Origin of the sequence: Lewinella sp. LCG006 (assembly GCF_040784935.1) — a bacterium.
In the GTDB taxonomy this organism is placed as follows: Bacteria; Bacteroidota; Bacteroidia; order Chitinophagales; family Saprospiraceae; genus Lewinella.
In genome coordinates, this window is sequence record NZ_CP160680.1 from 7,464,058 (window position 1) to 7,490,488 (window position 26,431).

The 26,431-nt window shown below is 47.8% G+C and carries 24 protein-coding genes and 1 other RNA gene; 17 read left to right on the plus strand and 8 right to left on the minus strand.

What is annotated here, in order from left to right; translation table 11 throughout:
- Window positions 1-459, minus strand: a complete 459-nt coding sequence (locus AB0L18_RS27300; protein WP_367390494.1) for an aminoacyl-tRNA deacylase — start codon at window positions 457-459, stop codon at window positions 1-3.
- Window positions 460-507: 48 nt separating this feature from the next.
- Between AB0L18_RS27300 and pyrF the strand changes: the two genes are divergently transcribed.
- Both pyrF and AB0L18_RS27310 read left to right on the plus strand, forming a co-directional pair.
- Complete coding sequence (pyrF, locus tag AB0L18_RS27305) at window positions 508-1,326, plus strand: orotidine-5'-phosphate decarboxylase (RefSeq protein ID WP_367390495.1); 819 nt, start codon at window positions 508-510, stop codon at window positions 1,324-1,326.
- Between the two features lie 61 nt (window positions 1,327-1,387).
- A complete protein-coding gene (locus AB0L18_RS27310; RefSeq protein WP_367390496.1) occupies window positions 1,388-2,500 on the plus strand; it encodes a hypothetical protein in 1,113 nt (370 codons plus the stop codon).
- A 67-nt stretch (window positions 2,501-2,567) separates the two neighbouring features.
- On the opposite strand, the gene msrB is transcribed toward AB0L18_RS27310, so the two are convergent.
- Window positions 2,568-3,137, minus strand: coding sequence for a peptide-methionine (R)-S-oxide reductase MsrB (msrB, locus tag AB0L18_RS27315; protein WP_367390497.1), 570 nt, complete (start codon window positions 3,135-3,137; stop codon window positions 2,568-2,570).
- A 77-nt stretch (window positions 3,138-3,214) separates the two neighbouring features.
- Window positions 3,215-3,670, minus strand: coding sequence for a hypothetical protein (locus tag AB0L18_RS27320; RefSeq protein WP_367390498.1), 456 nt, complete (start codon window positions 3,668-3,670; stop codon window positions 3,215-3,217).
- 10 nt (window positions 3,671-3,680) lie between these two features.
- Here AB0L18_RS27320 and AB0L18_RS27325 point away from each other — a divergent pair, with 10 nt between their 5' ends.
- Window positions 3,681-5,630 carry an endonuclease/exonuclease/phosphatase family protein gene (locus AB0L18_RS27325; protein ID WP_367390499.1) on the plus strand — a complete coding sequence of 650 codons (1,950 nt, stop codon included), beginning with the start codon at window positions 3,681-3,683 and terminating at the stop codon, window positions 5,628-5,630.
- An 18-nt stretch (window positions 5,631-5,648) separates the two neighbouring features.
- On the opposite strand, the gene AB0L18_RS27330 is transcribed toward AB0L18_RS27325, so the two are convergent.
- Together AB0L18_RS27330 and AB0L18_RS27335 are read right to left on the minus strand one after the other, a co-directional pair.
- Complete coding sequence (locus tag AB0L18_RS27330; protein WP_367390500.1) at window positions 5,649-5,903, minus strand: NifU family protein; 255 nt, start codon at window positions 5,901-5,903, stop codon at window positions 5,649-5,651.
- Window positions 5,904-5,986: 83 nt separating this feature from the next.
- Entirely contained in the window at window positions 5,987-7,084 is a 1,098-nt protein-coding gene (locus AB0L18_RS27335; protein WP_367390501.1) for a P-loop NTPase, read from the minus strand.
- 131 nt (window positions 7,085-7,215) lie between these two features.
- Between AB0L18_RS27335 and AB0L18_RS27340 the strand changes: the two genes are divergently transcribed.
- Window positions 7,216-8,571, plus strand: a complete 1,356-nt coding sequence (locus tag AB0L18_RS27340) for an RNA methyltransferase (protein WP_367390502.1) — start codon at window positions 7,216-7,218, stop codon at window positions 8,569-8,571.
- Between the two features lie 257 nt (window positions 8,572-8,828).
- Here the strand turns inward: AB0L18_RS27340 and AB0L18_RS27345 are convergent, their stop codons facing one another.
- Window positions 8,829-9,509 carry a Crp/Fnr family transcriptional regulator gene (locus AB0L18_RS27345; protein WP_367390503.1) on the minus strand — a complete coding sequence of 227 codons (681 nt, stop codon included), beginning with the start codon at window positions 9,507-9,509 and terminating at the stop codon, window positions 8,829-8,831.
- Window positions 9,510-10,229: 720 nt separating this feature from the next.
- Here AB0L18_RS27345 and pepT point away from each other — a divergent pair.
- From pepT to AB0L18_RS27375, 6 genes are all read left to right on the plus strand, one after another.
- Window positions 10,230-11,456: a peptidase T gene (pepT, locus tag AB0L18_RS27350; protein ID WP_367390504.1), complete on the plus strand. Its 1,227-nt coding sequence runs from the start codon at window positions 10,230-10,232 to the stop codon at window positions 11,454-11,456.
- Between the two features lie 348 nt (window positions 11,457-11,804).
- Window positions 11,805-12,350 (plus strand): hypothetical protein, encoded by a 546-nt coding sequence (locus AB0L18_RS27355; RefSeq protein WP_367390505.1) that lies wholly within the window; start codon window positions 11,805-11,807, stop codon window positions 12,348-12,350.
- Between the two features lie 94 nt (window positions 12,351-12,444).
- Window positions 12,445-14,292: an arginine--tRNA ligase gene (gene argS, locus AB0L18_RS27360; protein WP_367390506.1), complete on the plus strand. Its 1,848-nt coding sequence runs from the start codon at window positions 12,445-12,447 to the stop codon at window positions 14,290-14,292.
- Window positions 14,293-14,403: 111 nt separating this feature from the next.
- Window positions 14,404-16,071, plus strand: coding sequence for a glutamine--tRNA ligase/YqeY domain fusion protein (locus AB0L18_RS27365; protein WP_367390507.1), 1,668 nt, complete (start codon window positions 14,404-14,406; stop codon window positions 16,069-16,071).
- A 179-nt stretch (window positions 16,072-16,250) separates the two neighbouring features.
- Window positions 16,251-16,629, plus strand: a transfer-messenger RNA (tmRNA) gene (ssrA, locus tag AB0L18_RS27370).
- A 68-nt stretch (window positions 16,630-16,697) separates the two neighbouring features.
- Window positions 16,698-17,684 carry a dipeptidase gene (locus AB0L18_RS27375; protein ID WP_367390508.1) on the plus strand — a complete coding sequence of 329 codons (987 nt, stop codon included), beginning with the start codon at window positions 16,698-16,700 and terminating at the stop codon, window positions 17,682-17,684.
- Between the two features lie 57 nt (window positions 17,685-17,741).
- Here AB0L18_RS27375 and AB0L18_RS27380 read toward each other — a convergent pair whose 3' ends face one another.
- On the minus strand, window positions 17,742-19,076 hold the full coding sequence (locus AB0L18_RS27380; protein ID WP_367390509.1) for a hypothetical protein: 1,335 nt from the start codon (window positions 19,074-19,076) through the stop codon (window positions 17,742-17,744).
- Between the two features lie 47 nt (window positions 19,077-19,123).
- Window positions 19,124-19,639 (minus strand): hypothetical protein, encoded by a 516-nt coding sequence (locus AB0L18_RS27385; protein WP_367390510.1) that lies wholly within the window; start codon window positions 19,637-19,639, stop codon window positions 19,124-19,126.
- Between the two features lie 269 nt (window positions 19,640-19,908).
- Between AB0L18_RS27385 and gldA the strand changes: the two genes are divergently transcribed.
- The 7 genes from gldA (at window position 19,909) to AB0L18_RS27420 (ending at window position 26,303) form a co-directional block, all read left to right on the plus strand.
- Window positions 19,909-20,829: a gliding motility-associated ABC transporter ATP-binding subunit GldA gene (gene gldA, locus AB0L18_RS27390; RefSeq protein ID WP_367390511.1), complete on the plus strand. Its 921-nt coding sequence runs from the start codon at window positions 19,909-19,911 to the stop codon at window positions 20,827-20,829.
- Window positions 20,826-21,512, plus strand: a complete 687-nt coding sequence (locus AB0L18_RS27395) for a hypothetical protein (RefSeq protein WP_367390512.1) — start codon at window positions 20,826-20,828, stop codon at window positions 21,510-21,512. The genes gldA and AB0L18_RS27395 overlap by 4 nt, the downstream gene beginning before the upstream one ends.
- A gap of 127 nt (window positions 21,513-21,639) precedes the next feature.
- Complete coding sequence (gene gldF, locus AB0L18_RS27400; protein ID WP_367390513.1) at window positions 21,640-22,371, plus strand: gliding motility-associated ABC transporter permease subunit GldF; 732 nt, start codon at window positions 21,640-21,642, stop codon at window positions 22,369-22,371.
- A 36-nt stretch (window positions 22,372-22,407) separates the two neighbouring features.
- Window positions 22,408-24,132: a gliding motility-associated ABC transporter substrate-binding protein GldG gene (gene gldG, locus AB0L18_RS27405; RefSeq protein WP_367390514.1), complete on the plus strand. Its 1,725-nt coding sequence runs from the start codon at window positions 22,408-22,410 to the stop codon at window positions 24,130-24,132.
- Between the two features lie 4 nt (window positions 24,133-24,136).
- Window positions 24,137-24,670, plus strand: a complete 534-nt coding sequence (locus AB0L18_RS27410; protein WP_367390515.1) for a hypothetical protein — start codon at window positions 24,137-24,139, stop codon at window positions 24,668-24,670.
- Between the two features lie 92 nt (window positions 24,671-24,762).
- Window positions 24,763-25,767 (plus strand): DUF4340 domain-containing protein, encoded by a 1,005-nt coding sequence (locus AB0L18_RS27415; protein ID WP_367390516.1) that lies wholly within the window; start codon window positions 24,763-24,765, stop codon window positions 25,765-25,767.
- A 158-nt stretch (window positions 25,768-25,925) separates the two neighbouring features.
- Window positions 25,926-26,303 carry a hypothetical protein gene (locus AB0L18_RS27420; RefSeq protein WP_367390517.1) on the plus strand — a complete coding sequence of 126 codons (378 nt, stop codon included), beginning with the start codon at window positions 25,926-25,928 and terminating at the stop codon, window positions 26,301-26,303.
- The last annotated feature ends 128 nt before the right edge of the window (window positions 26,304-26,431 follow it).

The window sequence follows — 26,431 nt, forward strand, 5'->3', positions numbered from 1 at the left end:
TCAAAACAGCGTCCAGCCAAAGGTGGTCTGCAATGATTGCGGATTCGCCCCGAAAAGGACGCCCCGTTTCCCTGCATTAATGAGGATTTCATCGTACGAAAGTGCTTTGCGACTCAAGTAGATCGGTAGTGCTTTTTTAGTCCCTAAGGGGGAACAGCCCCCTCTTAGGTACCCCGTTAGTGCAAGCAATTCCTTCACAGCTACCAGTGCTACCTTTTTATTGCCACTGGTCTGGGCAGCATGCTTTAAATCGAGGTGCTCATCGCCACCAATGACGCACATAAACGGACCTGTCTGCTCCCCTTTGCACACCAAGGTCTTAAACACTTGCCCCAGACTTAACCCATTGTCCGTAGCGATTTTTGCCACGTCCAGATTATCCGGATCATAGGTATAGGTAATCAATCGATAAGGGATTTGCTCCTGATCGAGTATTCTTACTGCATTTGTTTTTGCCATCGGGTTTTGTTTTTCAAAGTTCCTATCTTTGCGGCAAATTTAACTACCATGGATCGTAAAGCCTTGTTTCAGCTCATCAAAGAACGAAAATCCTTCCTTTGTGTCGGCCTGGACCCCGACCCGGCCAGACTACCAAAACACCTGGGAGAAGGCCCCACCGCGGTCTATCGATTCAACCAGCAAATCGTGGATGCGACCCGCGACTTGTGTGTGGCTTACAAACCTAACACTGCTTTTTATGAAGCGATGGGACCACAAGGCTGGGAGGTACTCCACGCTACCCTGGAATACATTGGCGATGATCACCTCAAAATTGCTGATGCCAAACGGGGAGACATTGGCAATACCTCTCGGATGTACGCTCAGACCTTCTTTGAGACCCTTCACGCCGATGCGGTCACCGTAGCGCCTTACATGGGGGAAGATTCGGTAAAACCATTCCTCGATTTTCCGGAAAAATGGGTAATTCTGTTAGCGCTTACGAGCAATACAGGTAGCGAAGACTTTCAGTTCACTCCTCAAGAAAACGGACAGCCGCTATACGCGAAACTAATGACCAAAGCCCAGGAATGGGCCAGCCCCGACGAGCTGATGTTCGTCTGTGGTGCTACTCACCCGGAAAAATTCCGTGAGCTGCGCCAATTGGCACCCGATAGCTTTTTCCTCGTTCCTGGTATTGGTGCGCAAGGAGGAGATTTGGCCGCTGTTGCCCGTCATAGTATGAATGATCATTGCGGCTTGCTCGTCAATTCTTCTCGCGGCATTATTTATGCTGGACAAGGTGAAGATTTTGCGGAAGCAGCCCGTAAAGCCGCTCAGGAATTACAACAACAAATGGTCAGTGCATTAGCTACCTATCTCCCTTAAACGCGTATCTTTACTGAGATTTAAGCGTCTAAACAAGCACTTTCCTAACAAACACAACAACATGACAACTACACGTAACTTCGCCATGCTATTGGCAAGCTTTTTCTTTTTCAGCACCAGTTGGGCACAGATAGATGCCGGACTCAAAACACAGCTGAGTGCTTACCAGCAACAACTCATCGCTGGATCTTTCGAGGCCGCTACAGCGCAACTCCATCCTTCTGTATTTGAAGTGATGACCGCCGATCGTTGGTTGGCTGCCCAGCAATCAAAAGTCAATGAGGATATGGCGATGAATACCAAAGGGTTTCAGCCAGCCAAAAGCTCGGAAATAGTTACGGATAACGGCCAAAACTACCTGCTGCTCACCTCTATGGAAAATTTAGAGCTCTCCATCGAACAGGAAAGTATCAGCAAGGACCAGATGGTAATGAAAGAGATCATTAGCGGGTTTGCCAAGACCTATGGTTCCGATAACGTCAAGTTACTCAACCCCAGCACCATTTACCTTCAGCGAGATCATCAATTTATTGCGGTAAGGCCTACGGAATCTACAACATGGCAGTTGATCGACTTCCCTGACGCCAAGCTTGATTTGGCGTATGGCATCTTGCCACCTGCTGTGTGGAAAGCCTTTTTCGGTGATCGTGCCTTGTCTGACCAACTTCCCTACCAGCAGGCATTGCCACAAGTTGCGGGTCGTTATTTCCAGCTTTTAAAAGCTAAGAGCTACGACCAAGTAGCTACTATGATCTTGCCACAGGAAAAGGCCACTGCTCCTTTTCTACAAGCCTACCAAATGCTGGACAACGAAGCAACCATGCTTGTCTTCCAAGGCTACAATGTGGGAAATATCCAGCAGTTATCATCATTAGATGGTAAGCAATACACGGCTTTGAGTCTGCAAATAATGATGGACGTAAAAATGAAGGGCGAAACCATCACCGACGAACAAGTTGCTCAACAACAAGCATTACTAGAAAAAATGTACCCAGGTGCGGTAAGCTACGATGCGGAAAAAGCTGCTTTTAGTGTCAATACCTACCTATCCGTTTTAGCGAGTGCCGATCAAGGTAAAAACAATTGGCTCCTCCTTCCAGAAGATCCACTCAACGGCATGTCTATCCGTCAAAATATCAGCAAGGAACTACAACTGGCGGTTGGTTTCGACTAATGCTTGCTCTTTTTCGGAGTATCTCCGTAGCGCCGGGTTTAAAACCCTGCGCTACGGAGATACAGAGCTACTTCTCTTCCGGCACAAAACCCAGAGAGACACTATTGATACAGTAGCGCAATCCCGTAGGTGCCGGACCATCATCAAAAACATGGCCGAGGTGGCCGTCACAACGAGCACATACCACTTCGGTGCGCACCATGCCGTAAGCACGATCAACGTGTTCCACTACATAATTTTCCTGGATAGGCTCGTAGAAACTGGGCCAGCCGGTGCCAGATTTGAATTTCGTAGCGGAAGAAAACAGCGGTAGCCCACAACCACCACAGGTATAAATACCGGTCATTTTATTGTCCCAATATTTACCCGTGAAGGCACGCTCGGTACCAGCCTGACGCAGTACATTGAAAGCCAGTGGCTCCAGTTGTGCCTGCCATTCTTCTACGCTTTTCTCAACTTTCACAATGGTTTCCGGAAACTCCAACTCCGCTACTGTTGATGCAGAAACAGCCGAAGCACTAGCAGTAGCCATTTCTTTGTCTTCTCCTGCTTGTTTTTGCAAGGCCTGCGCCTGGTTGCAGGAAGTTAGTGAAAAGAATAAAATGAAGGTGAACAAAAATTCATATTGCTTGAACATAATCGACTTTTTATTTCTCTGAACACTTCCTTATTTAGCAATGTTGCTTCTGCGATCGCGAATGCACTGAGAACGTCCTATTTGCGACGAATCCGTGGCTGGTTCCATTCCTCGCGCTGAGCAAATTCTACGATCTTGCGTAGCATAGCCATCAAGCTAAGAAACACCAGGTAACCGATTCCTACTACAATGTATATCCAGCGATAGGAACCCGCTTCGCTCATGCTCAGCGAAGAGAGTACATAAGCTACTCCCGCCGCTGCAGCCGCTAAACCTAAAAAGCAGTAAATGGACGTCCCCCAATACTTCATCAAGTCTTTGGAGCTCACACTAAGAACGCTGTTAAACAAGGCAAAGAGTAACATGAAGGAGGCTGCCGACATCCACGGAAAACTTTGGGGAACCTCGGTTATTCCGGTTAATCCAACTAGCTTTGCCAGCAAAGAAATGACGACAACTCCGCCCAAAGCCATGGCTGCTTGGTAAACAGGACTAATCGTTTTGCTAAATATTGATTCTGATTGATTATTCATAATGCACTGTATGTTCAACTGTAACAGTAAAGTTAGCACATTGTTAACCGACAAACACTTTTTCTCGGCACTACTCTTGCTGCTTTTTTTGAATGTTCCTCTAATCGCTCAAAATTTGGAAATCTGGGAAATCCAGGGCACAGGAAATACCAGTCCCTTTCTAGGCCAGCAGGTAAGTTTACCCAACAATGTAGTGACGGCTGTCGGAGCTGACTTTTTCTTTGTCCAAACGCCCACCGAACGTAGTGACAATAATGACAATACTTCGGATGGCTTATTTATCTATACAGGCAACTTCCCCAACCTGAGCGTTGGTCAATTGGTCAATATCACTGGGGTCATTCAGGAATTTGAGAACCTTACGGAAATATCCGGCTTTAGCCTGAATTACCAAGCCACAGGTGCTACCGCCCCGCTGCCAGCACCTGTGGTGTTGACCAACGACTTTCCTAGTGGCCTGCCCGGAGCGGTTCGCGATCTGGAAAAAGTAGAAGGGATGCTCGTCAGCTTTACCGCTCCCGTTGTTGCCCCCGCTTTAGGCAATGATCTTGCTGCTTTTAGTACAAAAACAGAACGGCCTTTCCGCGAAGCGGGCATCTCCTACCCTGGTTTAAATAACCTTCCGGTATGGGATGGCAATCCCGAAATATTCTGGCTTGACCCCGATGCGCTAAATCAACCCAACAACCGCTTTCTCAGCGTTGGACAAACGGTTACTGCTACGGGTGTTTTTTATCAAAGCGAAGACCTTTACATCGTCTTCCCCAACAACTATACAGTAGCTGGTAACATTGCTACCAGAGATTTGCCCAGAGCTGCCGCCGATGAGATTACCGTAGGTAGCATCAATGTCCTTCAACTAAGAGAAGATAGCGATGCCTTGGCCACCCAACTCAGCAAAGTGTCCAGGTATATCGTGGAACGACTAGGAGCACCAGACATCATTGCCTTACAGGAAGTGGGTGATATCGGGGTGCTGCAACAGCTTGTTTTTGCCATCAATCAGCGCGATCCCAGCCTCGACTACACCCCCTACCTTATTCAGGGCAATAACAATACCCCCATCAACAGCGCTTATCTAGTGAGTGAGCGCATCCAAAATGTAGAGGTACGCCAGCTGGGTTCTATCGAGACACTCAGCATTGGAGGTCGACTACACGACCGCCCCCCTTTACTTTTAGAAGCTGATTTACCGACCAACCCGCCTATTCCCATCAAAATCATCAACCTCCACCTAAGATCGCTTGGAGGAATTGAGGGGTCTAACGCTTTTTTTGTACGTACAAAACGCTACGAACAATCGCTCTCCGTAGCAGCAATGATTCAGGACCGGCAGGAGGACAACTTGCTCGTGGTCGGTGATTTCAATGCGCTCCCTTTCACCGACGGCTACGTAGACGTGCTCAGCCAACTCGTTGGCACCAGCAGCTTAGGTGCCGAATATCCTCCGCAAACACTCGTGAGCCCGGCACTCACCAACCATGCGTTTCTCAACGCTCCAGCAGAGCGCTACTCCTTTGTGTTCGAAGGCAATGCCCAGTTGATCGACCATTGTCTGACAACTTCCTTGACGAACCTGAATGTCCAGGATTTTGCTTTTGCTCGGGGCAATGCCGACGCCGCTGCGGCCTATTTTGCTAATCCGAGTCTTGCCACCCGAGCCAGCGACCACGACGGATTCGTGCTGTATCTACGACCCGACTTTCCGATCATTAGCAGCACAGATGAAGTTGTTGCCTTAGAAGAAGAATGGAACCTTCCCAATCCCGTGCGTGCAGGACAAACCGTAGTTTTACCTACAAGCATTGAGACGCCCCAAATAGCCTTGTATAATCTCCAAGGGCAGCTGATCAAGCGGTGGCAAAAAGGCTTCATGAACGAAATCACACTGCCCCAGCTCCCGGCAGGATGTTACTTGCTAGTATATGGTAAGCAGAGAAAACGCTTAATCATTCAATAAAAGAGGTGAGCTAAAAAATTACAGACCATTAACGGCCTCAACACCAGAAATTTGCGGTAAGCGGCCCTTGATGGTCTGTTCAAGACCTGCCTTCATGGTCATGTAAGACATGGAGCAGTTTTGACAGTTACCCAACCATTTCACTTTTACGATATTATCGTCCGTGATGTCTACCACTTCTACGTTCCCACCATCCGCAGCGAGGTGAGGGCGGACACTTTCCAGGGCAGCATCTACTTGGGCAATCATCGCTTCTTTTTCCGTAACTGACATACTACTTTTGTTTAAGATCACTGTCTTTGGATCTTTAAATGGAAAACAAAGTTAAGCAATTAAAAGTTGATACTCAGCAGTTTCTATTGCTCCATCTTTACCACTTGCGTGGGATCCATCATTTCGTTGCGCAGTGCTACCTGGCGAACAACATTTTGGGCAACTTTAAGGAAAGCGTCTCTGGAAACGGTATTCGATTCATCCAAAATCGCAGGTCGGCCTCCATCGCCAGCTTCCCGTATTCCTTGTACCAGGGGTACTTGTCCTAGTACCATTGAGTTGCTAGCTTTTGCGAGCGCAGCACCTCCTCCTTTGCCAAAGATATAGTACTTATTGTCTGGCAATTCGGCAGGCGTAAACCAGGACATATTTTCTACTACCCCCAAAACGGGAATATTGATATTGGGCAAGAAGAACATATTCATCGCCTTCACTGCATCAGCGAGGGCTACCTCTTGCGGCGTAGTCACCAATACCGCTCCGGTGACGGGAACCGTTTGCACCAAAGTCAGCTGAATATCGCCCGTACCTGGAGGCAGGTCTACAATCAGGTAATCGAGCGGAGGCCAAACCGTGTCATTGATAAATTGTTTAATGACGCCGCTGAGGCGTGGACCACGTAAAACAACTGCCTGCTCCGGCTCGATAATGAAACCGATGGACATGGTAAAAATACCATGAGCTTCGAGCGGTGTGATCTTGGGCTGTCCGTGAATATCCTGGATTTTAGGACGTTGCCCCTGTAAACCCATCATCGTAGGAATGGAAGGACCGTAAAGATCGGCATCGAGGAGACCAACTTTAGCTCCCAGGGCTTTTAGCCCAAGTGCCAGATTGGTGGCAACGGTAGACTTCCCTACACCTCCCTTACCACTCGCCACCGCTATGATGTTTTTGACGTGGGGTAATGGACTGGTACTTGCCTGAGATTCCTCCGTACGCGCCATCATGTGCACATGGACATTGGCTTCCGGATAATGCTGCAAAATAGCTTCCTGGCACGCAAAGTTCAGTTGCGACTTGTATTCGTTATTCAAACTTGGAAGTTCCAACGTAAAACGAATCGCATTTCCTTCCACCTCCAGGTCACGTACGCGATTAGCAGTAATCAAATCCTGGCCAGTATGGGGATCTTTAACGCCAGCAAGGGCGGCTACGACAGTACTCTTATCAATGTTCATGCTGCAAAGTTAAGACTTGAAAGTTAGAATAGGAAGTTTATTTACTTGGCTCAAGTCAATGATCAAAAACAGGGAAAACCGCTAAAAGTTGGCTAAATTTGGAGTTCTATTAAAACTGTATAGCAAAAATTATGGCCCAGCTTCCCCTGGCTTTTCAGGCACAGATGCAAGATATCCTTACAGAGGAAGCCTATATCGCTTTTGCTGCCAGCCTTGAAACCGATGCGCCGGTAAGTTTACATCTGCACCCGGTGAAGAAAGGAGCACAGTTCCCGACAGGCGAGGCAGTGCCCTGGCACGAAGGTGGTCTTTACCTCACCGAACGGCCGTCTTTCACACTTGATCCGCTATTTCATGCCGGAGCTTACTATGTTCAGGAGGCCAGCAGTATGTTGATAGCCGCCGCTTTCCGGCAATGCTTCCCCGAAGGTCGGCCATTGCGGGTTTTGGATTTGTGTGCGGCCCCGGGCGGCAAAAGTACGCTATTGACATCCCTCTTGCCCGGGGGCAGTTGGTTGCTTGCCAACGAAGTCATCAGAAGCCGCTACCAGATTTTGCGCTACAACCTCAACAAATGGGGATATGCCAACACCTTCACTTCCAACCACGATGTGGAGGATTTTTCCAAACTGGAAGGCTTCTTTGATCTCGTGCTCGTCGACGCTCCCTGCTCAGGAGAAGGCCTTTTTCGCAAAGACCAAGCTGCGCGGCAGGAATGGTCGCCAGAAAATGTAAACCTCTGCGCCGCGCGGCAGGGGCGCATCCTCAAGGCAGCCGCAGCATTGGTTGCCCCCGGCGGCATTTTACTCTACAGCACCTGCACCTACAACCAACAAGAAAACGACGAAAATGCGGCTTGGCTAGCCAACGAAAGTGAATTGACCTACAAAGATTTGAACTTTCCTACGCACTGGGAATTAGAAAAACGCCCTCACGGCTATCAAGCATACCCCCATCGCGTGCGAGGCGAAGGCTTCTTTCTGGCAGCCTTCCAAAAACTTTCCTTGGAAGTAAAAAACAAACCACATAAAATCATTCCTTTCCAAAAATTACAAGCCGTTGACCGCAAACTATTGGCCTTGGCAAGGCCTTGGGTAGCCCCTGAGACCGATTACCATTATTTTACCTCCGCCAAAGGAAACTGGCGCGCCTTGGCCAGCACCTTACTAGAGGATGCACAAATCCTCGCCCAATACCTCCACCGCATCGAAGTGGGCACCATCATCGGCGAACCCAAAGGCAAACAGCTCGTCCCCAGCCCGGAATGGGCCCTCCAACTAGATTGCCGAATCGATCTCCCCCACCTTGAAGTAGACCTGGAAACGGCACTGGCCTTTTTGCGCAAAGCTACTCCCCCACTCCCTGGCCTCCCCAAAGGTTGGGTACTCCTCCGCTACCAAGGGCTCAACCTCGGCTGGGTAAAAGGCCTGGGCAACCGCTATAACAACTACTACCCCAAGCAATGGCGCATCAGAATGGAAGGGTAAAGGTGTAAGAGTGTAAAGGTGGCATTAGCTTACAAGGATACCAAGCTGCAAGGGTGTAAGGTTTCCTATGTGACTATGTGAAAAAACTATCTGACTATGTGGTAAAAAAATCCCCTTAATCACCCTTAAATAGTTCAAAAACAAGCACCTCAAAAAGAAAATCCCGATCCACAGCACCAGGCCATGACTCGGGATTACCAATGATTATTTGGGGTTAAAATAATGCTAAAAAGCATCCAAAAAAAGCGCTAAAGCTGTTACGACAACTTTGCCATATCTCTAACCAGGATTTTACCCCGATTAAAGTAGATTAAATCAGATTTCTTGAGTTCATTCAATACCAGCGTAACCGTCTGCCGACTAGTACATGTGATATTCGCTATGTCTTGGTGGGTGAGGCTATGACGCAACAACATCTCGTACCCAATACGGCGGCCGCGCTCTAGAACAGCGTCCTTAATGAAATCGACGATACGGGTACGCGCATCTTTGAAAATAAGCGACTCCAAACGGTTTTCAGCAGAAACCAACCGTGAACCAAAAGAGTTCATGATCCTGGTCGTCAACTGGAAATTATTGCGCATCAATCGCTGCAAATCACTCACTTTCAATACATAAAGATGAACATCCTCTTTCAGTGCCTGGGCAAATTCAGTGCGCTGTTGCTCACCAATTAAACCCAGCTCGCCAAACATAGCCATAGGGTGGATAAGATGCTTGATGACTTCCTTGCCGTCGGCAGAGTGAGTGCCAATTTTGACGGTACCACGAGCCAGAAAGAAAAGATGGTCAGAAGCTTCTTCAGGTTGATAGATAAAACTGAAACGAGGTTTTACTTTGTATTCCATCATCTCGCTAAGCTGTTCGCGTTCTGCGCTGTTTAAGCTTTCAAAGAGAGGAAACTGCTGTAAAAAGGTAAGTTTTGCTTCAAGATTCATCGTAAATGTGTTTTTTTAATCCCCCCAAACGGGCTTCTGTAGTTAAGACAGGAAAGCATCCTTTATTGGGCCTTCTGTAATACTAGACACCAAAGATTTGTCCAACCCCTACTTAGCAGAACAATTTTTTTATCTTTTTTTCACTTGGGGTTAATAAGTGCACCATTATGTATGCCTTCCGATGGGGCAGCCTCCCGCCCCAGAAGGGCGGGATCGGGCTATCCGTTCCAATGTGCTCGCTCCGCTCCGCGCATTCCACTGCTATCCCTGGCTGATTAGACTTGTTCTGCTGGGTCAGTTTGGTGGGAAAATTGATGCATTATCGACCACGCGAAGCCTTTTTTTAGGAGCCTAGCCGTAGCTAAGCGACTTAAAAAAGGCACAGTGTGGGAAGATAAGGCGCGATTTACCCCCGAAATGATCCCAGCAGAACAAGTCTATGAATGGCCAGTGGATCACTCCGTAAATTCTAACAAGCACTTATGGTGTAGTCCACTAGCGATGTGGAAGGGTGGCACCAGCCAGACAGCGAGCCCGATTAAATCGGGAGAGCTGCCCGATCCGCCTGGTGGCGGAGAGCCCTGCAACGTAGCGACCGCCATCTTCAGCGGCGGTAGGGGCCAAAAGAAAATACTTCGATCTCTTATTTTTGGACGGTTCCTTACCCGGTTCCGAAAAAGAGGCATAAATTAGCGACCACAATAAAAGCCGAACCAAACCATGCGTACCGTACTTGATCGTTTTGTAGATTATGTAAAAATTGACACCCAATCAGACCCCGATTCTCCTACCCAACCCAGCACCATGAAGCAGCTGGATCTGGCCAGAATACTCGTTCAAGAGCTCATCCAGATGGGGCTTGGTGACGCTCACCTGGATGAACACGGTTACGTATACGCCACCCTACCCAGCAATGTGGAACACGAGGTGCCCGTTATTTGCTTTTGCAGCCACATGGACACCTCTCCCGACAGCAGTGGTAAAGACGTAAAGCCGCTGGTGCATCGCAACTACGATGGTAGTGACATTGTATTACCTGATGATCCCGAAGTGGTTATCCGGATGGCCGAACATCCTGACTTGGCGGAGCAGATCGGCAACGATATCGTCACGGCCAGTGGAACCACCCTCCTGGGAGCCGACAATAAAGCCGGAGTAGCTGAAATCATGACAGCGATAGATCACTTGATCAACCATCCTGAGATTCCGCACGGCACCATCAGGGTACTATTTACCCCCGACGAAGAGATTGGGCGAGGAGTAGATAAAGTAGACATTGCAAAACTGGGCGCAGATTTCGGGTACACCGTAGATGGTGAGAAGCGCGGCTCCATGGAAGATGAAACATTTTCTGCCGACGGTGCCACTGTGGTCATCAAAGGCACCAGTGCCCACCCTGGCTTTGCCAAAGGAAAAATGGTAAGTGCCCTGAAAGTAGCAGCAGCCTTCGTGGAAGCGCTCCCCAAAGACCGCCTCACCCCAGAATCTACCAGCGACAAAGAAGGCTTCATACATCCAGTACAAATGAGCGGTGGTGTAGAAGAAACGACGATCCGCTTTATTGTACGTGATTTTGACACCGCCAAACTGGCTGAACACGAAGCCGAGATGCAAACCGTTCTGGAGGCTACCCTGGCTAAATTTCCCGGCGCAACCGGTGAAATTATTGTACAGGAACAGTACCGCAATATGAAAGAAATTTTGGATCAGTACCCCGATGTAGTAGCCAAAGCCGAAGAAGCCATCCGCCGCGCAGGAATGCCCGTGTTGAAACGCTCCATCCGCGGCGGCACCGATGGTTCACGACTCAGTTTTATGGGTCTTCCCTGCCCTAATATTTTTGCTGGTGAGCACGCTTTCCACTCCAAGCAAGAATGGGTGACCGTGCAGGACATGGAAAAGGCGACGGAGGTGCTGGTGCATTTGGCCGCTTTGTGGGCAGAGTAAAAGCAATTCGCATTTCTCGGTAAATTATTGTTTATTTTTTTTCAGTATCAAACAAAAAAACACTACATTTGACTTCTCCACAGGATTGAGTGACTTCGATTTCTGTACTATCAAAGGAATTACCCCTATTTGGTCAATAGGTGAAATCAGCGGTTTTATTATGCGTGTTGTTGGCTGCTCTGGTGTTCAGAGCAGGTATAAACGCACGTCCCTTAGGATCGTAAGACCAGGGGACGGACTCGGCGGTCCGGCAGCTGGGTGGGTCCCTCCCACTTGCGGGAACTATGCCCCAGCCCAAAGCTTTCTGCTTTCTCCAAGCGACTTACTTCACCATTAGATTTTCCGGCTATGCCCACCGACTTCAACCTCTCCTCTTATTCCAGAATTATGATCACTGGCTGCTGCGGGTCAGGGAAGTCCACCTTGAGTAGATCATTAGGCCAACTTACGCAACTGCCACTCATCCACTTGGATCAGGAATACTGGCAAGCTGGCTGGATAGAACCAAGCGATGAAGAATGGCGGTCGCAAGTAGCCAGTTTAGTAACACAAGACAAATGGATCATGGATGGCAACTACAGTGGTACCTGGGATTTGCGGCTGCCCCGTGCCGAGCTCGTCATATATCTCCGTTACCCACTACTTTTGGTGCTCTATCGTGCCCTCAAACGAGTCATCACCAACTACGGAAAAGTGCGCGACGATATGGCCCCTGGTTGCCCCGAACGATTCAGCCTTGAATTTTTCCATTTGATCCTCGTTTGTCATTTTCGCAGTAGCTACGCACATTTACGCAAACTGCAAAAACTGGAGCCGTGGCAGACCTTACTGATCTTTCGCTCTCCTAAAGCATTGAATCAGTGGATAAGTGATTGCAAGGGATCGCCAGCATAGGAACTAATTGTGTATTGGTACAGTTATCCTAGCTAAGGGCACCGAAAAGTGTGGTAGTTGTTTATCTTTGCGCCCTCAAAACAAGCGTTGACTTATGGCTAACATTATTCAGATTATCCAGGACAAGGTCAGTGAAGCGGTACATTCGCTTTATCAAACCGATTTTCCCGCAGCTCAAGTACCCATCAGTACTACTCGCAAGGAGTTTGCTGGCGACTACACAGTGGTGGTCTTTCCTTTCACCAAAGCGGCTCGCAAAGGGCCTGAAGCTATCGCTCAAGAACTAGGAGCCTATCTGAAACAAGAAGTAGCCGAAATTGCTGACTTTAATGTGGTAAAAGGTTTTTTGAACCTGGTAGTTAAAGACGACTACTGGAAAACCTTTTTGTTGGAGATTGCGGGGCAGACCGATTACGGCAAACAAGCTCCTAATGGCCAAAAAGTATTGGTAGAGTTTTCCTCTCCCAACACCAACAAGCCTTTACACCTCGGTCACGTTAGAAACATCCTCTTGGGTTGGTCGACAGCGCAAATCCTTGAAGCGGTGGGTTACGAGGTCAAAAAAATCCAGATCATCAACGACCGGGGGATAGCCATTTGTAAAAGCATGCTGGCCTGGCAGAAATATGGGAAAGACACGACTCCTATTTCTACCACTACCAAGCCTGACCATTTTGTGGGCAAATTCTACGTCTTGTTTGAACAACATTTCCGGGAAGAATACAAGGCGTGGCAACAATCACCGGAAGGCCAAGCCGTTTTTGCCGACAAGGCTAAAAAAGAGGAAACCGCTGACGACTTTTTCAAGCGGTACAAGAATACCTACTTCAACGATTACAGCCAACTCGGTAAAGAAGCACGGGAACTCCTACTGGCCTGGGAAGCAGGTGATGACTATGCGGTAGACCTTTGGAAGAAAATGAACAATTGGGTATACGCTGGTTTTGACGTTACTTACCAAAAGCTGGGCGTCAACTTTGACAAGCTCTACTACGAGTCCAACACCTATTTACTAGGTAAGGAGATGGTCGACAAGGGCCTTGAAAACAAAGTATTCTATACCTGTGATGATGGCTCGGTAGAAGCCGACCTGAGTGATGCCAAACTCGACAAGAAGAAGATCTTACGGAGTGATGGCACCTCACTTTACGTCACCCAGGATTTGGGCACTGCTCACCAGCGGTACCTTGATTTTGGTGCCGATAAGATGGTCTATGTCGTTGCCGATGAGCAAAACTACCACTTTCAGGTATTGTTTGAATTGTTAAAGCGGTTGGAAGAACCGTACGCTGATGGTCTTTACCATTTATCCTATGGCATGGTTGATTTGCCAGAAGGCAAAATGAAATCGCGGGAAGGTACCGTTGTTGACGCCGATGACCTCATCGACGAAGTGGTAGCGGAAGTACGGGATAATTCTCAGGAGCGGGACACCCTCAGCGACCTGAGCCCGGAAGAACAGGAATTGGTCATGCACCAGGTAGGCTTGGCAGCCCTCAAGTTTTTCATCACCAAAGTGCATCCGAAAAAACGGATGATCTTTGACCCTAAAGAGTCCGTCGACCTACAAGGGCAAACGGGGCCTTATATCCAAAACGCTTTTGTCCGGATCAAATCCGTACTACGGAAATGGGAAGGCGCCGCGGCTAGCAAAGCTAACAGCTATACCCAATTGGAGGTAGAGGAAAAGGAACTCATTCTGCAATTGTTTACCTTCCCTGATGTGATTCAGGAAGCGGCGAAAGAATACGACCCCTCCACCATCGCCCAGTATGCTTACAATTTGGCAAAATCTTACCACAAGTTTTACCACGACCATAGCATCTTGAAAGCAGAAAGTGATGAAGCACGGGATTTCCGGTTGGCATTAAGCGAAGCAGTAGCCAATAGCCTGGAATTTAGTATGAAGCTACTCGGAATAGAAATGCCTGCACGGATGTAAGCAGAGGATGCTTTTCCTTGTCAGGACAAAGCCATTCTGCGTATATTTGCAGCTCTTTAAAAGAAAATACTCTGGTATTTATAAAATCAGAGACCAAAAAATAGTCGGCGCATGAGTACGGAAGCTCGCGAAAGCTTGAATTTTATTGAACAAATCATTGTCGAGGACATCCAAAACGGCAAGCACGGAGGCAACGTTTATACCCGTTTCCCTCCCGAACCCAACGGTTATTTGCACGTTGGGCACTGCCGGGCGATAGTGCTCAATTTCGATCTTGGGCTCAAATACAACGGCAAGACCAACCTGCGGATGGATGATACCAATCCTACGACTGAGAAGACCGACTACGTTAACAATATCAAAAACGATATCAAGTGGTTGGGCTACGAATGGAGTGGTGATGTCCTTTACGCTTCCGACTATTTCGAGCAGCTCTACAATTACGCCGTCGATCTGATCAAAAAAGGATTGGCTTACGTTGACGACTCTACTGCTGAAGAGATGGCTGCAATGAAAGGAGATACCACTTCTCCGGGTACCAATAGCCCATTCCGTGAGCGCTCCATCGAAGAAAACCTCGATCTTTTTGCTCGGATGAAAGCCGGAGAGTTCCCTGATGGAACCCGTGTTTTGCGGGCCAAGATAGACATGGCTGCCCCCAACTTACTACTCCGTGACCCTGTCATCTACCGTATCAAACACGAGCACCATCACCGTACCGGGGATGATTGGTGCATCTACCCACTTTACGATTTCGCGCACGGCCAAAGTGATAGCATCGAAGGGATTACGCATTCGCTTTGTTCGCTGGAATTCCGCCACCACCGTGATTTGTACAATTGGCTGATCGAAAAACTGGAAATCTTCCCTAGTCGGCAAATTGAATTTGCCCGGATGAATGTCAGTTACATGATCACCAGCAAGCGCAAGCTGCTAAAATTAGTAGAGGAAAGTTTTGTTACCGGCTGGGATGATCCCCGCATGCCCACCATTGCGGGAATGCGTCGCCGGGGCTACCCCGCTCAGGCAATTGTCGATTTTTGTCGCGGCATTGGCTTGACCAAACGCGACAATGTCATTGAAATAGAACGCCTGGAATACCACGTTCGTCAGGAGCTCAATAAAACTGCTGACCGCGTAATGGCCGTGCTTGATCCACTGAAAGTAGTGATCACCAACTATCCCGAAGGCCAGGTAGAAATGCTGGAAACGATCAACAACCCCGAAGACGAAAACAGCGGAAGTCACGAAATCCCCTTCAGCCGAGAAATATACATTGAAAAGGAAGATTTTATGGCAGAAGCACCTGGACGCAAATACTTCCGAATGGCTCCGGGGCGTGATGTTCGCCTCAAGAGTGCTTACATCTTGCATTGCGAAAGCTTCGATACCGATCCAGCAACAGGCGAAGTGACGACCGTTTACTGTACCTACTACCCCGACAGCAAGAGCGGCGAAGACACCTCGGGCATTAAAGCCAAAGGCACGCTGCATTTTGTGAGTATAGGTCAGGCCGTAGAAGCTGAAGTAAGAATGTACGACCGCCTCTTCACCGACCCCGTACCCACTAGCCACGAGGACAAAGACTTTCTGGAATTTTTCAATAAAGAAAGCCTAAAAACCATTACTGCTTTTGTAGAACCAAGTCTGAGCAAAGCCAAACCTGGACAAGGTTTTCAGTTTATGCGCCTGGGCTACTTCGCTGCAGACGAGGACACGACAGCGGCTAAACCCGTTTTCAACCAGACGGTGGGTTTGAAGGATTCGTACAAGCCGTAAAGGGGTGGTAAGAGTATAAGGGTGTAAGGGTAGGCTGTAGCAACGTTGCACCTAAATGTCTTCACAGCAAAACATCCTTGGCACTTTAATAAAGAAGAAAACACGCCAAAAAGGAACTTTACCCTTAATAGAAGTGTTATATTTGTGACCTGATGCAAAAGAGCATCATTCATTTTTCTGGGGACGTAATGGCATCGACAGGAGAGTGAACGGTTTAGTAAGCATGCCGGAGTATGATGACTTATCTCCGTTACCAAATAGTTATCAACCAATTCAAATGGCAACTCACAGTTCGCCATGGCTGCCTAATTCTAGGAATTAGAAAGCCGTTGTGCCGTACGCTTGACGTCTAATACACAGCGTGCCGCATATCAACCAAACCTTTAGACTAGCTGACCACCCCGCTCCGAGTGTGATGCGAAATTCAGGAGATAAGGTGAGTGTGCGGGAGGGTTTCCAATCCTACCACTGACTCGAAAATCTAACTGGAAACTAAGCATGTAGAAGGCTCTATCGTGCTTTCACTGGACCCGAGTTCGACTCTCGGCGTCTCCACTATAAAAAAGCGCTGGCCAGTTGGCCGGCGCTTTTTTTTGTTATTCAACTCAAAGTATTTACTTTTTTCTATGAATTCTTCTCTCCCCATCACCGACCTCCACTGCGACCTCCTCCTCTACCTCGCCAATGCACCAGGAGCCAACATCCTGGCAACGGAGGACATTGGCGTGACGCTACCCTATTTGCAAAAAGGGAAGGTAAGCCACCAGGTGCTGGCCATTTTTGCCACCACTGGCCCCGAAAGTGTGCAGCTGGGTGAGTTGCAATTGCAGGCTTACCAGGATTTGCTCCAACATCCTGCATTTTTTGCCCTCACGGAAAGTAAGCAACTGGATCAGCCACAAGAAGATAAAATTGGCGTCACGCTGGCTATCGAGAATGCGAGTATTCTAGCGACAGAGCAGGAACCGCTAGACACTGCCTTCCGCCGGTTGGATAACATCCTTGCGATAGGCAAGCGGCTCTTTTACATTACCATTACCCACCACGCCGAAAATCGCTTCGGTGGCGGCAACTACAGTACCGTCGGGTTAAAACCTGATGGGGAGGTGCTGCTTGACTATATGGCCGAAAAGGATATTCCGGTAGATCTCTCGCATACCAGCGACGCCATGGCCTACGATATCATCAATTACATTGATAAAAAACGCTACGATTTGGCGGTCATCGCCAGTCATTCCAACTTTCGTATCCTGCGGGATCACCCGCGGAATTTGCCCTCAGAGTTGGTGGTAGAAATTATCAAGAGGAACGGCCTGATCGGTGCCAATTTTCTAAGGCTCTTCCTGGATGGTGAGCAGCCTGGTTCCTTATTGGAACACATCCGCTATGGGCTGGCCAATGCACCAAAATGCATGGCTTTCGGTGCCGATTTTTTCTACCGGCCTGGAATTCCTGATCCGGAGCGGCAGCCCCTTTTCTTTCCTGAATATGAGGACGCCGGACAGTATCCTAAAATTTTGCAGCAACTGGAAACACTGGGTGTAACCGAGCAAGAATTGAAGGCACTCGCCCACGGGAATGCACAGCGATTTATCCGGACGTTTTGGGGCTAGCCAGACTTCCTGCAAAAGTACATAATGAGATACGGGCGGTTTCGCACCCTACAGCTATTAATCCATCCTAGTGAGGTCTAGCTCACGGATCATCAGTAAGAAGGTACGGGAGAAATCGAGTAGGTTATCAAAATTGAGTATACTCACCGAAGGGCGGAGCTGTGGGTGGCGACTACGGTGCTTTTTGGCGATTTGATCAATAGCTCGCCGGATGGCCTTGCTGTCCAGTTGCTTGGTTTCTGGATCACAGTAATCAGGCTGAAAGCCCAGTGCCTTAAAATAAGCGGGTTCGGTGACACGAAAAAACAAGTGAAAAAACTCTCTGTCGGGCTGTGGAACGGCATAAATAAAGAGACTGTAACCCACGATGTAGCAGGGGTAAGCCGCCGCAATTTTGTAGTAACCATTGTCCTTGTACCAATCCATCTGATGCAACTCTGCATCGATGAGATTGACGATGCGATCGTGGGTCACGGGTGCGGTAATACCGAAAGTGGTTTTGACCTGGTACATCTCCCGACTGTATTCCTTTTCTGAACGTTCGAGGAGGCTGCGCAACTCACTGATGATGGATTCATTTTTTTGCTGTACGCTCATGGCACTCTCCTTGGAGAAAAAGCGGCGGTGAATACGTTCCAGCGTTTCCATGGTGAAGCCCTCGGGCTTGGTGAGGTAATCCAGCTTGTAGATCAAAGACAGCAACAAACAGGCCGTTCCACTGGGGTATTGTTCAGAGTCCAGCGCTCCATTTTCGGCTTCTTCCAGTGTCCTGCGAATCTGCTGCGTGATGTACTGGTGTTTGATCCGAGTTTCCTCTTCGGAAAGCGGGGTTAGGTGTGAACTGTCTACCGGCTCCATGTGGCCAAATTCTTCGAGCAAGAGATCATCTTGCTTATCGGCTTGGGTGGCTACCTCTTTAAGGGCGTAGTATAACTTGTAAGGAGAGGCATCGATGGTATCCGTCTCGAAAACCACCGTAATATGATAATCCGGATCGAGGGCGTAACGGCTGAATTTGAGGGCGTAGTTTTGCTCTACCAGGCGCCGGAGCAACTCTGGACGTGGAGCACTGATTCGGGCCACCCGTGCTTCGACCCGCAAGCGTTGGCGCGTAGCCCAACCCACAACTCTCTTACTACCTTGAAAAAGCTCAAAAGCAAGGCCTTGCTCACTCTTTTCCCAGACGACATTTTCTTCTTCCTCGTCACGTAGAAAATAAAGAAACTGCTCGTAAGCACTGAGGTACTTCCCATTCTCAAAATCAGTCAGAGCCGTATCCCAAGCATCGTAACAATCGGTGGTTTTGTAAGAATCGCTATAACGTCCAAAACGGATGTCGGGCTGCGCGTTTGCTTCGTCTTTATGACCGAACCAGCGTTCGAAAAAGCTCATAGGTTTTGTTGGTATTAGGTACAAAGTACGGGGTACAAAGTAACACCCTAATTGGCTTGTTTTCGGTGATAAGTGAGTGTAGCACCATTGGCTCCCAACAAACTTAACTCCAGTATTTCTTCGGTTTGATTCAAGATCGCAAAACACATTTTTTCATAAGCACTAGCCAACACAAAACAAGGTACTTCAGGCCCCTGGCCTCCGGTACATGCCTCTGGACAAACCTGGTAGTAAGTCATGTTTTCTTCTACCACTTTTTCTCCATTGTAATAGGAAACGTATTTTCCTGGCAGGAACCTCACTGCTTCATTTTCATCATAAGCGGCAACCCACTCCCCCATCATGCCATTGAATCCAATCGGCGCCTGCGCTACTCCCTTTATGGAATAGGAAACGGGGATGGAGTCGGCAGGAAGGCTTGCCAGTGGTTCGTTGAAGGTATTCACCTTAGGAGAAACGTAAGCAGCCTCACCTACAGGAACCGCGTTGGTGGCAGCATTAGGTTTTGGCGTATCACAGGCTCCTAGCAACAAAGAAAATAGAAAAAGACTCAGGTATTTCATGTTTTCAGGCTTTGTCTGTTGGTAAAAATACTAATTATGAATTAGTTCTACGCTTATATTAACGTTTTACCCTTGGTTCGTGTTGGGTAAATGTACAGACCGAAGTATTTGCCTGCATTTACAACCCTTCTTTATGAAATACGCTCCTTTGATTTGGAGCGTTAATAACAGGATTGTTGACCAATTTTTCGGACAAAAAGTGGTTTGGTCTACCCAAATTGCTTTGTTGTCGGTATACCTGTTATTTTTGCGGTAGCAAAAGCTATAATATGTCAGTTCAAGTTGAGCAGTTAACGAAAATTTACGGTACCCAACGCGCGGTAGACCATATTGCCTTTGAAGCAAAACCTGGAGAAATCCTGGGCTTTCTAGGGCCAAACGGTGCAGGAAAGACGACCACCATGAAAATGATTACCGGTTACTTGCCGCCCAGTGAAGGGAAATTGAGTGTCTGTGGTATTGATGTTGTGGAAGACACCCTGACTGCTCAACGGGAGATTGGCTACCTTCCGGAAAACAATCCGCTTTACAAGGACATGTACGTGAGAGAATACCTGACTTTTGTGGCACGCATCCACAAGTTGAGTAAACCTAACAAGCGTATCAACGAGCTCATTGACATGACCGGGTTGGGTCGCGAACAGCACAAGCCCATTGGAGCCTTGTCAAAAGGATACCGCCAGCGGGTGGGCTTGGCACAAGCGATGATTCACGACCCACAAGTGCTCATTCTTGACGAACCTACCTCTGGGCTAGACCCTAATCAGTTGGCGGAAATCCGTAGCTTAATCAAGCAACTGGGAGAGCAGAAAACGGTGATCTTTTCTACCCACATCATGCAAGAAGTGCAAGCCCTTTGTGACCGGGTCATCATCATCAATCGGGGTAAGCTCGTGGCCAATGATCCAATTGAAAGATTGCAATCGCGGCTTCAGGGAGAAACCATCGTGACGGTTGCTTTTGCAAAAGCGGTACAGAAGGCAGACCTGGCAGCCATCTCCGGTGTGAGGACGGTTGAATCTTTTGGTAAAAACCGCTGGCGACTAGCTTCCGTAGGTAAACAAGATATCCGTGAGGCTATTTTCCAATTAGCGGTACAGCAAAATGCGCCTTTGCTAGAGTTGCGGCGCGATGAACTCAGCATAGAAGATGTTTTCCGCCAACTGACCGAACAAAAAGTGAAGGCATGAAGTATGGTTTGAACCTGGTTTTAGTGTTATGCTTTTGGGGTCTCAATGCACAAACTACTGACAGCGTTTTGGTAGATGTGAATTTCCGTTTTACAGATGGTCTTTATGCCAATGCAGAAGCATTACGCACCAACCAACCGAGTACGGCCTTTAATGTACTGGCGGGCAATTTGGTTTTGCAAGAAGAAGAGTACCTTTTGAAAGTAGAAAATTTATTTCCCAAGGGCCGCCCCGACTTACCGATTGAGCTCCAGGAAGTAGATTTCATCTGCGTCAACGGTTTTCCTTACATCCGCGCGTATGTGGATACGACCCGCAATTTTACGGTCTATGCTGGTCTACGTGTTAGAGGGCGATTATGTTATTATGCCTATGAGCAAAAACGGCCGGATACGGTACTCATCAAAGCCTATAACCCCATGACTGGCAGACCGTTTCGGCAGCAAAATGTCATCCGGGAAAAAACTCACCTTACGGAACGCATCCTTGTCCTGGCCACCGGCGAAATCAGTCCTTACGATAGATTGAATATGATACGCCTGATGGCGGATGATGTGGCCCTCACCAAAACGATTGAAAGCCTTACAGTACAGGAAGCTGAAGAGCGCCTCCAACGCACCCTACTCATTTATGATGATCGCCACCCCATCTATCTGCCCGCACGTTCGGAACCTACCAATTAGATTAGCACAAACACCATTGCTTTTGTATTTTTGCAAATAATTTGTGACAATCATTTGGCACACAATCATCCAAGTAATTTGACGGAAATAACTTATTCCATTTTTGATCCGTCACCAAAGAAAGCTCATGCTCAGTATTTTTCGTAAAGAAATCAATCTGTTTTTCAGCTCCCTGATCGGCTACATCGTTATCGGTGTCTTCTTGGTAGTACTGGGTCTATTTATGTTTGTCTTTCCAGACACCAGCATCCTCAATTATGGCTTTGCTACCCTTGACCAGCTTTTCGCAATGGCCCCCAATATTTTTGTCTTTCTGATCCCTGCGATCACCATGCGCACCTTTGCGGAAGAACAACAAAGTGGTACCATTGAGCTGCTGATTACCCGTCCGATTTCCGACTGGCAAATCATCATGGGCAAGTACCTGGCGAGCTTTGCATTGGTGGCTTTTGCTTTAATCCCCACCTTGATTTACTACTACACCGTTTATGAATTGGGGGCTCCTAAAGGCAACCTCGACACGGGAGGCATTCTCGGCTCTTATATTGGCCTGCTCTTCCTGGCGGGCGGCTTCGTAGCTATCGGAGTATTTGCCAGCGCCATTACTCCCAACCAAATCGTGGCTTTCCTGGCAGCGACCGCCTTGTGTTTCTGGTTTTTCTGGGGCTTTGATTACCTGAGTCGCTTGCCGATTTTCGTAGGTAAGGGCGATGATGTAGTACAAAACCTGGGTATGCTCTACCACTATGACAGCCTTAGCCGTGGCGTCATTGACTCTCGCGATGTGATTTACTTTTTGAGTACCACTGGCTTTTTTCTGTTTCTTTCCATGCTTGCGCTGGAGCGCAGAAAATGGTAATGTACGCTTTAATGTCCCTCAACAAAACTCCTTAGCGTGAATCGTAAGACACAAACCATCGTTCAGTTTTTTCTCGGCCTAGGCCTTCTATTGCTCGTCAATATCGTAGCCAACAGCCGGATGGGTGGGCGGCCACTTTACGGAGCCTTAGACCTGACCGAAGAAAAGCGCTTCACCCTCACACCAGGTAGTGAAGCACTGCTGGAGGCTCAAGAAGATATCATCTTTGTACGCGTTTTGCTGGAAGGAGATTTCCCAGCTGGTTTCAAGCGCTTGCAGTCGGCTACGCGTGAGATGCTGGAAGACTTCCACGCGGTATCTCCTTATATCGAGTATGAATTTTACAACCCCAACGAAGGTAGTGTTGACGAGATTAACGCACGCCGCGAAAAATACAAGGAAGCAGGAATTGTGCCCATTAATCTTAGGGTAAAAGGGGTGGAAGGCACCTCTAATAAGTCCATTTTCCCGTACGCAATTTTTTATAAAGGCGAACGATCAGTGGTCGTCAATATTCTCGAAAACGAAATCCCGGGCGTGCCCAGTGATGTAATTCTGAATAATGCCGTAGCGCTTTTGGAATACAAGTTTGCCAATGCTATCCAAAAATTGAACCGGTCTTACCGCGAAATCATTGCCTTTACCACAGGACAGGGAGAACTCCCCCCCATCAGAACAGCCGACCTGGAGAAAGAACTGCGGACTTACTACGATGTGGGCCGTTTAGCAATGGATAGCGTAGCTGTAATACCCCAAGATATTTCTGCTTTAATCATCGCCAAGCCTACCCTACCCTTCTCGGACAAAAACAAGTTCAAGATAGACCAGTACGTCATGAATGGCGGCAAGGTGATGTGGCTTCTCGATCGGGTAGCCGTAGATTTGGACAGCCTCCAAGGCCGCCCCGAATTTTACCCCAAGCCCTACGAGCTCAACATCGACGATTTGCTTTTCCGCTATGGGCTCCGCTTTAATGATGACCTGGTACAGGATTTACGCAGCACCCGTATTCCTCTGGCTACTGGCGTAGTAGGTAATGCGCCTCAGTTTGATCTGTTTCGTTACCCGTATCATGTACTCGCGCTGCCACAAAGTAACCACCCGATTGTTCGTAGTCTGGAGGCCATTAATCTTTTCTACCCCAGCTCTATCGACCTCTCTCCTCGCACCAAAACGCCCTTGGAAAAGACGATTTTGCTGATGAGTAGTGATGCGGCCCGTTACCAAAAACTCCCTGTTGGGCTGGATTTTGATTTTCTACGCTATGATCTCGATCCATCAAAGTTTCAACAAGACTCGCTGGTGATGGGCGTATTGCTGGAAGGTACCTTTCCAAGTATGTACGAAAACCGCCTTACGCCTGAGAACCTAGCGGTATTGGAAGACATTGGGGTGGAATACAAAAGCCAGAGTGTACCCAACGCCATGATTGTCGTTGCAGATGGTGATGTGGTTGCTAATCCGGTACGCCCGGATGGATCTGTGGTGCCGCTGGGGTACAACGTTTACGAAAAATACCAGTTCTCAAACAAGGATTTCCTTTTTAATGCGCTAGAATACCTGCTTGACGAAGGGGGGATCATCCAGGCCCGCGGCAAGGAAGTACGCCTGCGGATGCTCAACAACGAGCGGGCCGAGGCGGAAGCTACCTTCTGGCGGATCATCAACATTGCCATCCCGGTAGCCTTATTGCTTCTGTTTGGTTTGATCTACTTTTTGTTACGCAAGAGAAAGTACGGGGCGGTAGGCATAGAAAAATAAGCGTATGCATACCTGGCTATTAGGATGGGGACTTCTCTGGGGGCTTTTGCATTTTTTGGTAAAAAAGGAAGAAGGTAACACCTTGATTGCTCGACATTTCATCGTGTTAGCACTCATTAGTGCTTATTATTTATTTGAGCGTGGAACCAATTACTGGATGATTCTTCAGTACGATAACCTTTGGAATTACTTTTTTTCAAATAATCATCGTGATGTTTTTTCACCATTACTACCCTACTTTTTGATTGTCGAATTCTTCATCCTGCTAATCATTGTATTGGGTAGTTACAAAACTGTTTCGGGCAGTAAACTCTGGCAAAATAAAACAATGTGGGTGGTCCTTATTTACACAGGTATGCATCTAGCAATTCAAGGATTCGACCATATTGGGTTTGCGACCAGTATCATCCCGGGAGGTACTTCTACCATTACCACTAAGATTGGCATTGAAACGCTATTTTGGGTATTGCAATGGCTTGTTTTTTTGAATTGGTTGATCGCTTTATTTACTAGAAAATCTACTGTCCACATCCGATGATCCCCCCCCTGCGCAGTTTGTCGGCACTTTCACTCAATCGGGTTTGGATAAACGAGTGGAAGCCCGCACCTTTGCAGACAAATTAGAACTTAATGAATCGTACGCTGCTATTATTGATTGCTGTAGTTGTTCTTGGCATAGGTGCCTATTTCTTACTTAGCGAAGAACAACAAGGGCCCGTTAGCTCTATGATCGGTGCTGACCGTGAATTTTCGGTACCCCGTGAAGAAGTTTACAAAGTTTTTTTGGCCGATCGCCACGGCAACCGTACCACTCTCACGCGTGGTGCCTCTGGCTGGACTTATAACGAAAAATATCCTGCCCGTCCTGATGCCGTTGAGAACCTACTCACTGCCATTGATAAGATCAGGATGCGCTTTAAACCTACCCAAGCGGCAGTGAAAAACATGGTCGAAGATCTTGCTTCCAACGGTATCAAAGTAGAGGTTTACGACAAGGACAATCAACTGCTTAAAGCCTACTACATTGGTGGGGCTACCAACGACGAACGCGGCACATATGCCATTTTGGAAGGAGCAGAGCAGCCTTATGTCACTGAAATCCCCAGCTGGGAAGGTAACCTTCGTTTCCGCTACAACCTTACTGGTGATGACTGGCGAGATCGTACCATTTTCAGGTTAGCACCGGAAGATATTACTCGGATCAGTGTTGAGTACCCCAAGCAACAAAATAAGTCATTTCGAGTTGATTACCAGAATGGTGCTGAAGTAAGCCCCTTCTACCCGCTCACCCCGAAAATTCAACGTCCGTTAAAAGTTGCAAAAGCAGAAGCTTACCGCATGAATTTTGAGAAAATAATCTCTTCAGGCTACAACAACATGAACCGCGAACGGGAGGAGATTACCCAACAAATACCTTTCGTCATCTTTACCGTTGAAACCAAGGATGGAGCACCACAATCGCTGCAACTCTTCCCTATTTATGACAAACCATTTGTTGATCCTAAAACGGGTGTAACGACTCAACCTACTGAAGTAACCGCGTACCACGGCCTTACGCATGCCAATGACCTAATGATCATGCAGAACCCGATGGTCGGCAAAATCTTATGGGCTTACGATTTTTTTTATGAGTAAGTAGGCTGAGTAAGATAGAATATATCTGAATTCCATCCTGTTTCATCGATTTTGCGGGTAAAAGCCAAAAAAATGTCTTTAATGTAAGTATCACCAGAGCAAGGGTTGCGCAATATCTTTTTCTTTCCGTCGAGCCTCAAGAATTGCCTGCTGATCATTTGTTGAAACACTACTTACAAGCAGTCAATACCGCATATACGCCGACATTGGCCAAGGCTATTGGTAATTCCATTAGCACCGATGCATTCCTGAGGGAGGTGAGTGAGTTCATCAGCAAGCAAACTGATCAACCTCTCGTTTTGGAAAACTATCCTATTGCTGGGCTTGAAATCGATCTAGTGGTAGTGTATGAAGGTCGTACTTATTGTATTGACCTCATCGGTTTCCCAGGAGCTTACGAAATGGCTCTACCGTTGGAACGGTGGAGAATGCTGGAACGCTTGGGTATTCCCTGCTTTGCCCTCTCTTACAGCCAGTGGGTCAGCCGTTCAGAATTGAGCCAACAAGCATTAAAAAAGTTCCTTCAGGTTGATTAGACTTGCTCTCTAGAAAACCAGCTTACTAAAAACAGGAAGGGCATAAATGAGATATTCTCATCTATGCCCTCCTTTTTTTGCTTTGATAGCAATAAGCTACCTAAATACTTAGTAAAGCTTCGAATCTG